Here is a 14,865-nt window from a genome sequence, read left to right on the forward strand (position 1 = left end):
CAGGCATAAAAATTGGGGGAGGTGCCTATGCTCAATCAAGAACTGGAACTCAGTTTAAATATGGCTTTCGCCAGAGCGCGCGAGCACCGTCATGAGTTTATGACCGTCGAGCACTTGTTACTGGCGCTGCTCAGTAACCCATCTGCCCGGGAGGCGCTGGAAGCGTGTTCTGTGGATTTGGTTGCGCTCCGTCAGGAACTGGAAGCCTTTATTGAACAAACCACACCCGTTCTGCCTGCCAGTGAAGAGGAGCGCGACACACAGCCAACGCTGAGTTTTCAGCGTGTACTGCAACGTGCGGTCTTCCATGTCCAGTCCTCCGGTCGCAATGAGGTTACCGGTGCAAACGTTCTGGTCGCTATCTTTAGCGAACAGGAGTCGCAGGCGGCATATCTGTTGCGCAAACATGAAGTCAGCCGTCTCGATGTGGTGAACTTTATCTCTCATGGCACGCGTAAAGACGAGCCGACACAGTCTTCTGATCCTGGCAGCCAGCCAAACAGCGAAGAACAAGCTGGTGGGGAGGAACGTATGGAGAATTTCACGACGAACCTGAATCAGCTTGCGCGTGTGGGCGGAATCGACCCACTGATTGGTCGTGAGAAGGAGCTGGAGCGTGCTATTCAGGTTCTCTGCCGTCGCCGTAAAAACAACCCGCTGCTGGTGGGGGAATCCGGTGTCGGCAAAACCGCGATTGCGGAAGGTCTTGCCTGGCGAATTGTTCAGGGCGATGTGCCGGAAGTGATGGCTGACTGTACGATTTACTCTCTCGATATCGGTTCTCTGTTAGCGGGCACAAAATATCGCGGCGACTTTGAAAAACGTTTTAAAGCGTTGCTCAAGCAGCTGGAGCAGGACACTAACAGCATCCTGTTTATTGATGAGATCCACACCATTATCGGTGCGGGTGCAGCCTCTGGTGGTCAGGTTGATGCGGCTAACCTGATCAAACCGTTGCTCTCCAGCGGTAAAATTCGCGTAATTGGTTCGACAACCTATCAGGAGTTCAGCAACATTTTCGAGAAAGACCGTGCTCTGGCGCGTCGCTTCCAGAAAATTGATATTACTGAACCGTCGATCGAAGAAACTGTTCAAATCATCAATGGCCTGAAACCGAAGTATGAAGCGCACCACGACGTGCGTTATACCGCGAAAGCGGTGCGTGCTGCGGTGGAGCTGGCGGTGAAATACATTAACGATCGTCATCTGCCGGATAAAGCTATTGACGTTATCGACGAAGCGGGCGCTCGCGCACGCCTGATGCCGGTAAGCAAACGCAAGAAAACCGTTAATGTGGCGGATATTGAGTCCGTGGTGGCCCGTATTGCGCGCATTCCAGAGAAGAGTGTTTCTCAGAGTGACCGCGATACCCTGAAAAACCTCAGCGATCGCCTGAAAATGCTGGTCTTCGGTCAGGATAAAGCCATTGAGGCGCTGACTGAAGCCATTAAGATGGCGCGTGCAGGTTTAGGTCACGAACATAAACCAGTCGGTTCGTTCCTGTTTGCTGGTCCTACCGGGGTCGGGAAAACCGAGGTGACGGTGCAGCTTTCCAAAGCTCTGGGCATTGAACTGTTACGCTTTGATATGTCCGAGTATATGGAACGCCATACCGTCAGCCGTCTGATTGGTGCGCCTCCGGGATACGTTGGTTTTGATCAGGGCGGTTTGCTGACTGATGCGGTCATCAAGCATCCTCATGCGGTGCTGCTGCTGGACGAAATCGAGAAAGCGCACCCGGACGTGTTCAATATTCTGTTGCAGGTGATGGACAACGGTACGCTGACCGATAACAACGGACGCAAAGCGGACTTCCGTAACGTGGTGCTGGTGATGACCACTAATGCCGGGGTACGGGAAACTGAGCGTAAATCGATTGGTCTTATCCATCAGGATAACAGCACCGATGCGATGGAAGAGATCAAGAAGATCTTTACACCGGAATTCCGTAACCGTCTCGACAACATTATCTGGTTCGATCATCTCTCCACCGACGTGATCCATCAGGTGGTGGATAAGTTCATCGTCGAGTTGCAGGTTCAGTTGGATCAGAAAGGTGTTTCTCTGGAAGTGAGCCAGGAAGCGCGTAACTGGCTGGCCGAGAAAGGTTACGACCGGGCGATGGGCGCACGTCCGATGGCGCGTGTCATCCAGGACAACCTGAAAAAACCGCTCGCCAACGAACTGTTGTTTGGTTCGCTGGTGGACGGCGGTCAGGTGACGGTTGCGCTGGATAAAGAGAAAAATGAGCTGACTTACGGATTCCAGAGTGCACAAAAGCACAAGGCGGAAGCAGCGCATTAATCTAATTGTTAGGTAGGTTGGTGAAGTCCGTAATCTCGAAAGAGGTTACGGACTTTTTATTTATGGGGTGGAGGAGGTTCAGACCCTTTTTTTGATGATGATGGTAAGTTGTTGATAAGTAGTGCAGCTGAAAGGTAAGGATAAAAAAGGGGGGGGGGCAGCAGGAAAATGAGATGGTTTTGCTTTATTAACAACGGGCTAGACGTGTAGTATTTGAGTTCACTGCCGTACAGGCAGCTTAGAAAACTATTCCCTGGTTTTGATGCTTTGTAATTTTGTTCACTGCCGTACAGGCAGATAAAATGCGAAAAAAAAGCCCGTACTTTCGTACGAGCTCTTCTTCAAATATGGCGGTGAGGGGGGGATTCGAACCCCCGATACGTTGCCGTATACACACTTTCCAGGCGTGCTCCTTCAGCCACTCGGACACCTCACCAAATTGTTTTGCTGCCTGACCTCATGGGGGGCAACGGGGCGCTACTATAGGGAGTTGGAGTAAAACGGTCAAGAAGAATTTTACTGACAATTCTCGTTTGCTCATACTGTAAACAAGTTGTGCAGTATATCTACATCGAGACAAGTTATGTACTTATACTTCCAACGTTCTTCGTACAAAATAAAAAGGCCGGTTAAACCGACCTTTTACGCGTTCTTTCTCTTCGCCCATCAGGCGGTAAAACAATCAGCGACTACGGAAGACAATGCGGCCTTTGCTCAGGTCGTACGGGGTCAGCTCAACAGTCACTTTGTCGCCCGTCAGGATGCGGATGTAGTTTTTACGCATTTTACCGGAGATGTGTGCAGTAACCACGTGACCGTTTTCTAACTCTACGCGGAACATGGTGTTAGGCAACGTTTCAAGAACGGTACCTTGCATTTCAATATTGTCTTCTTTGGCCATCTAATCCTCTGGGGTATCACTACCGTAATTTGAACCGGCAAGATAATGCCGAAGTTCTGTAAATAAGTAAAGATTTGCGCGCTAAATCGCAACAAACAGGTTCGGCACATTACTCCGAAAACACACGGCTAAGCCGCACCAAAAGCGCAACGTATAAGGGAGCGGTGAGATAAACGATGGGCGTTACCTGACGCGAAAAATTCCTTATCGGCAGCGGGGTAATGAGCGTAACCAACTCTGCGACCGCAATTATAACACTCTGGGGAGAAATGTGCCGAAAACATTCATTCTTGTGGTGAAAACAAGCACCGTGGTACCCAGAAATTATTCGGCAATCGTCCGAGGCGCATTTGATTGAGATAATTTAGATAATCCCGGCGGGGAATTTCGCAGGCACCAAGCGAAGCTGTGTGATCGTTAAGGACCTGGCAGTCGATAAGTTTGCCACCGTGACGGATAAATTCCTCACAGAAGACCAGTAGCGCCGTTTTGGACGCGTTTTCCATCCGGCTGAACATGGACTCGCCACAAAATAGCGTTCCCTGGGCCACGCCGTACATACCGCCAACAAGCTCATCTTCACACCAGACTTCGATGGAGTGGGCATGACCGAGTTCGTGAAGGCGATGGTAGGCTTCGACCACGCCACGCGTGATCCAGGTTCCTTCTTCGCGATCGCTGGCACAGCCTTCAATGACCTGACCAAAGGCGTAATTCATCGTGACACGATAGGGCGAGTGTTTATGAAATCGTTTCATACTACGGCTGATATGCAATGATTCAGGCCATAGTACCGCGCGAGGATCGGGCGACCACCAGAGGATGGGGTCGCCTGGAGAAAACCACGGAAAAATACCACGCTGATAAGCCATTAACAGGCGCGCAGGGCTAAGATCGCCCCCCAGTGCCAGCAGGCCGTTAGGCTCACGTAATGCGCCTTCCGGGGAAGGGAAGGCTATTGAATGGCGAGAAAGCTGAACCAGGCGCATGACCGCAAAACTCCACGCAAGTCGGATCGTTCAATAATAGCTTACAAACCCTGCTTAAACTGGTAATAACGCCCCTGTCGGGCAAGCAGTTCTGCGTGAGTACCTTGCTCAATAATTTGCCCGTTGTCCATCACTATTATTTGCTGGAAACGAGAGAGCCCGCGAAGTCGATGGGTGACCATTAACACCGTTTTCTCACGCATCATTTCTGCAAGTAATTCAAGGATCTGACTTTCAGTTGTGGCATCTAAGCCTTCGGTAGGTTCATCCAGCAATACCAGTGGCGCATCATGTAACAGCGCACGGGCGATAGCCAGACGGCGCAGTTCACCACCGGAGAGCTGGCGTCCGCCTTCACCTAACCAACTGTTGAGACCTGCATCCTCGAGCAGCTTCTCCAGACCAACTCGACGCAAGATCTCCGCCAAAACTTCATCACTACTGCCAGGCGAGGCGAGTAACAGATTATCACGCAGTGTGGCGCTAAACAGATGCACTCGCTGTGGCACAACGCTGATGGTCTGTCGTAGAGTTGCTTCGTTCAGGCTGGCTATGGGGCTATCGTTAATTAAAATCTCGCCCTGTTGCGGGTCCCATGCGCGGGTCAGCAGTTGTAACAATGTTGATTTACCGCATCCGGTTCGCCCGAGAATCGCCATATGTTCTCCGGCGTTTACCTGAAGAGAAATCCCTTTAAGTGCCTGTTGGGACTGCTCCGGATAAGTGAACTGAACATCCCGTAACGTCAGCGAAACGCAATCGGCAACACGGGTTTGGGTATCAGGGAAGGTGACTTCAGGTTTTTGATCCGTTAAATCGGTGATCCGTACGGCAGAGGCAATGACTTGCCCCAGATGCTGAAATGCACCCGTTACTGGTGCCAGTGCTTCAAACGCGGCTAACGCACAGAAGACAAACAGGGCAATTAACGCGCCTGGTTGAGTATTGCCACCAACGCCGCCAGACGCCATCCACAGCATCAGGATCACCGCTAACGCGCCAATTAACAGCATTATTGCTTGCGACAAAGCTGTCAGTTCAGATTGACGGCGTTGCGCTTCCAGCCACTGAATTTCAGTATTCTCTAATTGCGTGCGATAACGATCGCTGGCACCAAAAATGGTCAGCTCAGCTTGCCCTTGCAGCCAGGCTGTCAGTTGTTGGCGATACTGCCCGCGAAGATGAGTCAGATTTTGCCCGGTGCTTTTTCCCGCACGATAAAACAGCGGTGGCATCAGGAAAAGCGTCAGTAACATAATGCCACCCAGCGTAAAGGCGAGGGTGAAATCAAGAAAACTTAACCCGATAGTCACCACCATAATCACTACAAAAGCGCCTACCAGCGGCGAGATAACGCGCAGGTAAAGATGATCGAGCGTATCAACATCCGCCACGACGCGGTTGAGCAATTCGCCCTGACGATAGCGCGCCAGTCCGGCAGGGGAGAGGGGTAGCAATTTGCTGAAGGTGTAAATGCGCAGATGCTGCAACACGCGGAAAGTCGCGTCGTGACTTACCAGACGTTCAAAATAGCGCCCGGCAGTACGGGTGATTGCTGCACCACGCACGCCCGCAGCGGGTAGCATATAGTTGAAGCTGTACAGTCCGGCAACCCCCGCTACCGCTGAGGCCGAGAGGAACCAGCCGGAAAGTGTCAACAGACCGATACTGGCGAGCAGCGTGACAATTGCCAGCACAATACCAAGACTTAACATCCATTTATGACGTTTATACAGTGCCAGATAGGGTAGCAAAGCGCGCATTTAAATCTCCTCCTGACGATGGGCCAGCAATGTGGCGAAAGGACCACCAGCCACGCTTAATTCCGCGTAACGTCCTTGCTCGATAATCTGACCATCCTGCATTACCCAAATGACATCCCAGTCAGCAAGATCTTCTAACTGGTGGGTGACCATTAACGTTGTCTGGCGCAGAGAGGCGGCATTCAGCGCCTCCATTACGCGCTGTTCACTGTGAGCATCAAGGCTTGCTGCGGGTTCATCCAACAGTAATAGCGAACAGGGATTCAGTAATGCACGCGCCACCGCCACACGTTGTGCCTGGCCTACGGAAAGGCGGGCAGCCTGGTCGCCAACAGGCGTATCAACGCCTTGTGGCAGGAGCGGTAGAAACTCACTGACCCACGCGTTATCCAGTGCTGTTTGTAACTCTTGTTCGCTGGCATCAGGTCGTGCCAGCAGTACGTTATCTCGTAGTGTTGCTGCTGGTAATTGTGGATTTTGACCAACCCAGGAGAGATGCTTACGCCATGATTCCGGTGATAAATCACGTAATTCTATTCCGTTGATTCGTAGCGATCCCTGATATGAAAGAAAACCGGAAAGCGCATTCAGTAGTGAGCTTTTACCTGAACCGCTACGACCAACCAACACCGCTCGTTGGCCTGCTGGCAAAGTAAAGTTCAACGGTCCGGCCAGCGTTTTACCTTCCGGCGACGTGATAAACAGATCCTCGGCCTCAATGGTCACCGGATCGGCCGACGTTAATTCAGCCTCACCGCGCTGCGGATGGGCGAGCGGGGTTTCCATAAACGTTTTCAGACTGTCTGCCGCGCCAACAGCCTGGGCTTTAGCATGATAAAACGTACCCAGATCGCGCAATGGCTGGAAAAACTCCGGCGCAAGGATCAGGGCCAGAAACCCCGCAGCCAGCGTCACGCCAGTATCGTAGTGCCCAAAATCCAGCTCACCGAGATAGGAAAAACCAAAGTAGACCGCGACCAGAGCAATTGACAGCGAGGTAAAAAATTCGAGAATGCCGGAGGATAAAAACGCCAGCCGTAGCACTTCCATTGTCCGTTGGCGGAAATCTTCCGAAGCAGAACGAATACTTTCAATTTCAGCTTCACCACGACCAAAAATACGCAATGTTTCCATGCCGCGCAGGCGATCGAGAAAATGCCCACTTAAGCGAGCAAGAGCGAGAAAGTTGCGTCGGTTAGCATCGGCAGCCCCCATTCCAACCAGCGCCATAAATAACGGAATTAACGGAGCAGTGCCCAGCAGAATGAGCGCCGCAGCCCAGTTAGAGGGGAAGATAGCCACCACAATCAGCAACGGCACCGACACTGCCAGCGCCATTTGCGGCAGGTAGCGTGCATAGTAATCATGCATATCGTCAATTTGCTCGAGTACCAGCGTCGCCCAGCTCCCCGCCGGTTTACCCTGAATCCACGCTGGCCCTGCTTGTTGCAGACGGTCGAGAACCTGACGGCGGATGGCAAAGCGGATATGCTGCCCGGCGTGATAACCCACTCGTTCGCGTAACCAGACCACCCATGCGCGCAGTACAAAGGTCAGAACCAGTAACGTAAAGGGAAGCAGCAGGGCTTCACGGGGAATACTCTCCATAATCATATGTTGCAGAATACGCGCCATGAACCAGGCCTGGGCAATGATCAATATGCCGCTCACAAAGCCCAGTAGACGAGAAATATTCAGCCAACGTTGGGAGATGACGCTTTGCTGTTTTAACCAGCGGGTTAACTCTTTTTGACGGGATTTATTCATTGCACGCTTAGCAGGTGAGTTATCAGAATTATTTGCAGAGCAATGTTACAACGGGGAAAAAATAAAGGCGACCCATAGTCGCATGGTGTCGCCTTCTTTACTTTTGTTACTGATTTGTAAAATTATTTTGCGTCAGCTAAACCATCGAGGTAGCGTTCCGCATCAAGTGCCGCCATGCAGCCTGTACCGGCCGAGGTAATAGCCTGGCGATAAATATGATCCATCACGTCGCCTGCGGCAAATACGCCAGGGATGCTGGTCTGGGTGGCATTACCATGAATACCCGACTGCACTTTGATATAGCCGTTTTCCAGTTCCAACTGCCCTTCGAAAATAGCCGTGTTCGGGCTGTGGCCGATAGCCACAAACAGACCGGCAACGTCGAGTGACTCGATGTTATCGCTGTTTTGTGTATCGCGCAGACGAACGCCAGTGACGCCCATCTGATCGCCGGTCACTTCTTCCAGCGTACGGTTGGTGTGCAGAATGATGTTGCCGTTTTCCACTTTATCCATCAGACGTTTAATGAGGATTTTTTCCGCGCGGAAACTGTCACGACGGTGGATAAGATGCACTTCCGAAACGATGTTAGACAGATACAGCGCCTCTTCAACCGCCGTATTGCCGCCGCCGATGACCGCAACTTTTTGGTTACGATAGAAGAAACCGTCGCAGGTTGCACAAGCAGAAACCCCACGCCCTTTAAAGGCTTCTTCAGAGGGCAGGCCGAGATAGCGAGCAGAAGCTCCAGTGGCAATAATCAGCGCGTCGCAAGTGTATTCGCCGCTATCGCCAGTCAGACGGAACGGACGATTCTGCAAATCAACTTTGTTGATGTGATCAAAGATGATTTCAGTTTCAAATTTGGTGGCATGTTCGTGCATGCGCTCCATTAATAACGGACCGGTCAGATCGTTTGGATCGCCAGGCCAGTTTTCCACTTCCGTGGTGGTGGTCAGTTGGCCGCCTTTTTCCATGCCGGTAATCAGCACAGGTTGCAGGTTGGCGCGCGCCGCGTAGACAGCAGCGGTGTATCCCGCCGGGCCTGAACCCAGGATAAGCAGTTTACTGTGTTTGGTCGTGCCCATGAGATCCCCATAGTTGTTGGCAGACAATGGGCAGGATTGTAGGGAATTTACAGACGTAAAAAAAGAGTATGACGATTTTGTTAACAATTTGTGCAATCGGCAGCATCGATAAGCAGGTCAAATTCTCCAGTCATTATCACCTCTGCTACTTAAATTTCCCGCTTTATAAGCCGATTAAATGATGAATAAACGCCCCTGTTAATGAATATCTGGCATGTTGTACTAAAAATCGATGTTTTGCTTTGACAATCCCCTGGTGTTTTGCGAAAACATTCGAGGAAGAAAAAAAACAGTATTCTTATATGCGCATAACCATGCATGTAAATACCATGTTTACCGTGCTAGTGAAATCTACGTATGGCGTGGACAGACGCCATTCGTGATGTCGATAGCTGCCACCAGGCAACGGTCTTCTCACCGTAGACCAGGCATTGCGCGCCGTGAATCTTAATGATTTCGGTCTATCGTGACGGGTAGCGACTCTGAACAGTGATGTTTCAGGGTCAGACAGGAGTAGGGAAGGAATACAGAGAGACAATAATAATGGTAGATAGCAAGAAGCGCCCTGGCAAAGATCTCGACCGTATCGATCGTAACATTCTTAATGAGTTGCAAAAGGATGGGCGTATTTCTAACGTCGAGCTTTCTAAACGTGTGGGACTTTCCCCAACGCCGTGCCTTGAGCGTGTGCGTCGGCTGGAAAGACAAGGGTTTATTCAGGGCTATACAGCGCTGCTGAACCCCCATTATCTGGATGCATCACTTCTGGTATTCGTTGAGATTACTCTGAATCGTGGCGCACCGGATGTGTTTGAACAATTCAATACTGCTGTACAAAAACTTGAAGAAATTCAGGAGTGTCATTTAGTATCCGGCGATTTCGACTACCTGTTGAAAACACGCGTGCCGGATATGTCAGCTTACCGTAAGTTGCTGGGGGAAACCCTGCTGCGTCTGCCTGGCGTCAATGACACGCGGACATACGTTGTTATGGAAGAAGTCAAGCAGAGTAATCGTCTGGTTATTAAGACGCGCTAACACGGAACAGGTGCAAAATCGGCGTATTTTGATTACACTCCTGTTAATCCATACAGCAACAGTACTGGGGTAACCTGGTACTGTTGTCCGTTTTAGCATCGGGCAGGAAAAGCCTGTAACCTGGAGAGCCTTTCTTGAGCCAGGAATACACTGAAGACAAAGAAGTCACATTGACAAAGTTAAGTAGCGGCCGCCGCCTTCTGGAGGCGTTGCTGATCCTTATTGTCCTGTTTGCCGTCTGGTTGATGGCTGCCTTACTAAGCTTTAACCCTTCGGACCCCAGCTGGTCGCAAACGGCCTGGCATGAACCTATCCATAATTTAGGTGGGATGCCCGGTGCGTGGCTGGCAGATACGCTGTTCTTTATTTTTGGCGTGATGGCTTACACCATTCCCGTCATTATCGTCGGCGGCTGTTGGTTTGCCTGGCGTCATCAGTCCAGTGACGAATACATTGATTATTTTGCCGTTTCGCTACGCATCATTGGCGTTTTGGCGCTCATCCTTACCTCTTGTGGTCTGGCGGCAATCAACGCTGACGATATCTGGTATTTTGCCTCCGGTGGCGTCATCGGCAGCTTACTAAGCACTACGCTACAACCACTGCTACACAGTAGCGGGGGAACTATTGCGCTGCTCTGCGTTTGGGCGGCGGGCCTGACACTGTTTACCGGTTGGTCATGGGTGACCATTGCTGAAAAACTTGGCGGCTGGATTTTAAACATTCTCACCTTCGCCAGTAATCGTACCCGTCGCGATGATACCTGGGTCGATGAAGATGAGTATGAAGACGACGAAGAATATGAAGATGAAAATCACGGCAAACAGCATGAATCGCGCCGTGCCCGTATTCTTCGCGGCGCGTTAGCGCGTCGTAAACGGTTGGCGGAAAAATTTATTAATCCGATGGGGCGGCAAACAGATGCTGCGTTGTTCTCCGGTAAGCGGATGGATGATGAAGAAGAGATTACCTACACTGCACGCGGTGTGGCTGCCGACCCTGACGACGTCCTCTTTTCGGGCAATCGTGCAACGCAGCCAGAATATGACGAATACGATCCATTATTAAACGGTGCGCCAATTACCGAACCTGTTGCTGTAGCAGCTGCTGCTACCACGGCGACACAAAGCTGGGCTGCACCGGTTGAACCTGTGACTCAGACGCCGCCAGTTGCCTCTGTTGATGTTCCACCTGCGCAACCTACAGTAGCCTGGCAGCCTGTACCGGGGCCACAAACGGGAGAGCCGGTTATTGCTCCTGCACCGGAAGGTTACCCTCAGCAGCCACAATATGCGCAGCCTGCAGTGCAATATAATGAGCCGCTGCAACAACCTGTACAGCCACAGCAGCCGTATTATGCGCCTGCGGCGGAACAACCTGTGCAACAACCTTACTACGCTCCTGCGGCGGAACAACCTGTTCAGCAGCCGTATTACACAACTGCGGCGGAACAGTCTGCGCAACAGCCGTATTACGCCCCTGCGCCAGAACAATCGATGGCAGGTAACGCCTGGCAAGCCGAAGAGCAGCAATCCACTTTTGCTCCACAGTCTACATACCAGACTGAGCAAACTTATCAGCAGCCAGCCGCTCAGGAGCCGTTGTACCAACAGCCGCAACCCGTTGAACAGCAGCCTGTTGTGGAGCCTGAACCCATTGTAGAAGAGACAAAACCCGCGCGTCCGCCGCTTTACTATTTTGAAGAAGTGGAAGAGAAGCGTGCCCGTGAACGTGAACAACTTGCGGCCTGGTATCAACCGATTCCTGAACCGGTTAAAGAACCAGAACCGATCAAATCTTCGCTGAAAGCACCTTCTGTTGCAGCAGTACCTCCAGTGGAAGCCGCTGCCGCTGTTTCCCCTCTGGCATCTGGCGTGAAAAAAGCGACACTGGCGACGGGGGCTGCCGCAACCGTTGCCGCGCCAGTCTTCAGTCTGGCAAATAGCGCTGGACCGCGTCCGCAGGTCAAAGAGGGGATTGGCCCGCAGTTGCCACGACCGAAACGTATCCGCGTGCCAACTCGTCGTGAACTGGCGTCTTACGGTATTAAGCTGCCCTCACAGCGTGCGGCAGAAGAAAAAGCCCGTGAAGCCCAGCGCAATCAGTACGATTCCGACGATCATTATAACGATGATGAAATCGATGCGATGCAGCAGGATGAACTGGCGCGTCAGTTCGCCCAGACGCAGCAGCAACGCTATGGCGAACAGTATCAACATGATGTGCCAGTCAACGCAGAAGATACAGATGCTGCAGCAGAGGCAGAACTGGCTCGTCAGTTTGCTCAAACTCAACAGCAACGTTATTCGGGCGAACAACCGGCTGGGGCGAATCCGTTCTCGCTGGATGATTTCGAATTTTCGCCAATGAAAGCTTTGCTGGATGATGGGCCACACGAGCCGCTGTTTACGCCAATTGTTGAACCTGTACAGCAGCCGCAACAACCGATAGCGCCGCAGCAGCAATACCAGCAGCCACAACAACCTGTAGCGCCGCAGCAGCAATATCAGCAGCCGCAACAACCGGTTGCACAGCAGCCGCAATATCAGCAGCCGCAACAGCCGATTGCACCACAGCCGCAGTATCAGCAGCCACAACAGCCGGTTGCACCACAGCAGCAATATCAGCAGCCGCAACAGCCAGTTGCGCCGCAGCCGCAGTATCAGCAGCCACAACAATCGGTTGCGCCGCAGCCGCAGGATACCCTGCTTCATCCGCTGTTGATGCGCAATGGCGACAGCCGTCCGTTGCATAAACCGACGACGCCGCTGCCTTCTCTGGATTTGCTGACGCAGCCGCCGAGCGAAGTGGAGCCGGTAGATACCTTTGCGCTTGAACAAATGGCGCGCCTGGTGGAAGCGCGTCTGGCTGATTTCCGTATTAAAGCCGATGTCGTCAATTACTCTCCGGGACCGGTTATCACTCGCTTTGAATTGAATCTGGCACCGGGCGTAAAAGCGGCGCGCATTTCTAACTTGTCACGTGACCTTGCCCGTTCACTTTCGACGGTGGCGGTGCGTGTCGTTGAAGTTATTCCTGGCAAACCCTATGTAGGTCTGGAGTTACCGAATAAAAAACGACAAACCGTTTATCTGCGCGAAGTTTTGGATAACGCCAAATTCCGCGATAATCCGTCGCCATTAACCGTGGTGCTGGGTAAAGATATCGCCGGTGAGCCGGTGGTTGCCGATCTGGCGAAAATGCCGCACTTGTTGGTTGCGGGGACTACCGGTTCCGGTAAATCTGTCGGTGTGAACGCGATGATCCTGAGCATGCTTTATAAAGCACAGCCAGAAGATGTGCGTTTCATCATGATCGACCCGAAAATGCTGGAGCTTTCGGTTTATGAAGGCATTCCGCACCTGTTAACGGAAGTTGTTACCGATATGAAAGATGCCGCCAACGCGCTGCGCTGGTGTGTTAACGAGATGGAGCGTCGTTATAAACTGATGTCTGCACTGGGTGTGCGTAATCTGGCGGGTTATAACGAAAAAATTGCTGAAGCCGATCGCATGATGCGTCCGATTCCAGACCCGTACTGGAAGCCGGGTGACAGTATGGATGCGCAGCATCCGGTGCTGAAAAAGGAACCGTACATTGTGGTGTTGGTGGACGAATTTGCCGACCTGATGATGACGGTAGGTAAAAAAGTGGAAGAGCTGATAGCACGTCTGGCGCAAAAAGCCCGTGCCGCGGGTATCCACCTCGTACTGGCAACTCAGCGTCCATCGGTTGATGTTATTACTGGTCTGATTAAAGCGAATATTCCGACCCGTATCGCCTTTACCGTATCCAGTAAGATTGACTCACGTACCATTCTTGATCAGGCTGGCGCGGAATCACTGCTGGGTATGGGGGATATGCTTTACTCTGGGCCGAACTCCACGTTGCCGGTACGTGTTCATGGTGCTTTTGTTCGCGATCAGGAAGTTCATGCCGTGGTGCAGGACTGGAAAGCGCGTGGTCGCCCACAATATGTTGATGGCATCACCTCCGACAGCGAAAGCGAAGGTGGTGCGGGTGGTTTCGATGGCGCTGAAGAACTGGATCCGTTGTTCGATCAGGCGGTGCAGTTTGTCATTGAAAAACGCAAAGCGTCAATTTCAGGCGTACAGCGTCAGTTCCGCATTGGTTATAACCGTGCAGCGCGTATTATCGAACAGATGGAAGCGCAAGGGATTGTCAGCGAACAGGGGCACAACGGTAATCGTGAAGTGCTGGCCCCACCGCCGTTTGACTAATTAATGCATCGTAGGCCGGATAAGGCGCGGTAGCGTCGCATCCGGCAATCTGGTAACTGAAAATTCAGTATTTTCTTCTTTCCTCAAGCTGATTATTAGCCTGGAATAGAGAGTAGAGGGAGCTCCCGGTCGGGAGTGACGTAATTTGAGGAATAATGATGAAAAAAATTGCCATCACCTGTGCATTACTCTCAAGCTTAGTAGCAAGCAGCGTTTGGGCTGATGCCGCAAGCGATCTGAAAAGCCGCCTGGATAAAGTCAGCAGCTTCCACGCCAGCTTCACACAAAAAGTGACTGACGGTAGCGGCGCGGCGGTGCAGGAAGGTCAGGGCGATCTGTGGGTGAAACGTCCAAACTTATTCAACTGGCATATGACTCAACCTGATGAAAGCATTCTGGTTTCTGACGGTAAAACACTGTGGTTCTATAACCCGTTCGTTGAGCAAGCTACGGCAACCTGGCTGAAAGATGCCACCGGTAATACGCCGTTTATGCTGATTGCCCGCAACCAGTCCAGCGACTGGCAGCAGTACAATATCAAACAGAATGGCGATGACTTTGTCCTGACGCCGAAAGCCAGCAATGGCAATCTGAAGCAGTTCACCATTAACGTGGGACGTGATGGCACAATCCATCAGTTTAGCGCGGTGGAGCAGGACGATCAGCGCAGCAGTTATCAGCTGAAATCCCAGCAAAATGGGGCTGTGGATGCAGCGAAATTTACCTTCACCCCGCCGCAAGGCGTCACGGTAGATGATCAACGTAAGTAGAGGC

Annotated in this window: 9 protein-coding genes and 1 tRNA gene; 4 read left to right on the forward strand and 6 right to left on the reverse strand. The window is 51.8% G+C overall.

What is annotated here, in order from left to right:
* Positions 1–27: 27 nt before the first annotated feature.
* On the forward strand, positions 28–2,304 hold the full coding sequence (gene clpA, locus QUF14_RS05200; protein ID WP_000934050.1) for an ATP-dependent Clp protease ATP-binding subunit ClpA: 2,277 nt from the start codon (positions 28–30) through the stop codon (positions 2,302–2,304).
* Positions 2,305–2,652: 348 nt separating this feature from the next.
* Here the strand turns inward: clpA and QUF14_RS05205 are convergent.
* From QUF14_RS05205 to trxB, 6 genes are all read right to left on the reverse strand, one after another.
* Positions 2,653–2,740: transfer RNA gene (locus QUF14_RS05205), tRNA-Ser, on the reverse strand.
* Positions 2,741–2,986: 246 nt separating this feature from the next.
* Complete coding sequence (gene infA / locus QUF14_RS05210) at positions 2,987–3,205, reverse strand: translation initiation factor IF-1 (protein WP_001040187.1); 219 nt, start codon at positions 3,203–3,205, stop codon at positions 2,987–2,989.
* Positions 3,206–3,489: 284 nt separating this feature from the next.
* Positions 3,490–4,194, reverse strand: coding sequence for a leucyl/phenylalanyl-tRNA--protein transferase (gene aat, locus QUF14_RS05215; protein WP_001241658.1), 705 nt, complete (start codon positions 4,192–4,194; stop codon positions 3,490–3,492).
* 41 nt (positions 4,195–4,235) lie between these two features.
* Positions 4,236–5,957: a heme ABC transporter ATP-binding protein/permease CydC gene (cydC, locus tag QUF14_RS05220; protein ID WP_001202206.1), complete on the reverse strand. Its 1,722-nt coding sequence runs from the start codon at positions 5,955–5,957 to the stop codon at positions 4,236–4,238.
* Positions 5,958–7,724 carry a heme ABC transporter permease/ATP-binding protein CydD gene (cydD, locus tag QUF14_RS05225; protein WP_001043630.1) on the reverse strand — a complete coding sequence of 589 codons (1,767 nt, stop codon included), beginning with the start codon at positions 7,722–7,724 and terminating at the stop codon, positions 5,958–5,960.
* A gap of 122 nt (positions 7,725–7,846) precedes the next feature.
* Positions 7,847–8,812, reverse strand: a complete 966-nt coding sequence (trxB, locus tag QUF14_RS05230; RefSeq protein ID WP_000537435.1) for a thioredoxin-disulfide reductase — start codon at positions 8,810–8,812, stop codon at positions 7,847–7,849.
* A gap of 543 nt (positions 8,813–9,355) precedes the next feature.
* Between trxB and lrp the strand changes: the two genes are divergently transcribed.
* The 3 genes from lrp (at position 9,356) to lolA (ending at position 14,861) form a co-directional block, all read left to right on the forward strand.
* Entirely contained in the window at positions 9,356–9,850 is a 495-nt protein-coding gene (lrp, locus tag QUF14_RS05235; RefSeq protein WP_000228473.1) for a leucine-responsive transcriptional regulator Lrp, read from the forward strand.
* Positions 9,851–9,984: 134 nt separating this feature from the next.
* Positions 9,985–14,091, forward strand: a complete 4,107-nt coding sequence (ftsK, locus tag QUF14_RS05240; RefSeq protein ID WP_000077094.1) for a DNA translocase FtsK — start codon at positions 9,985–9,987, stop codon at positions 14,089–14,091.
* Between the two features lie 158 nt (positions 14,092–14,249).
* Positions 14,250–14,861 (forward strand): outer membrane lipoprotein periplasmic chaperone LolA, encoded by a 612-nt coding sequence (lolA, locus tag QUF14_RS05245; protein WP_001295343.1) that lies wholly within the window; start codon positions 14,250–14,252, stop codon positions 14,859–14,861.
* Positions 14,862–14,865 lie beyond the last annotated feature (4 nt).

This window comes from Escherichia sp. HH091_1A, from assembly GCF_030295175.1.
Taxonomy (GTDB): domain Bacteria; phylum Pseudomonadota; class Gammaproteobacteria; order Enterobacterales; family Enterobacteriaceae; genus Escherichia; species Escherichia coli_F.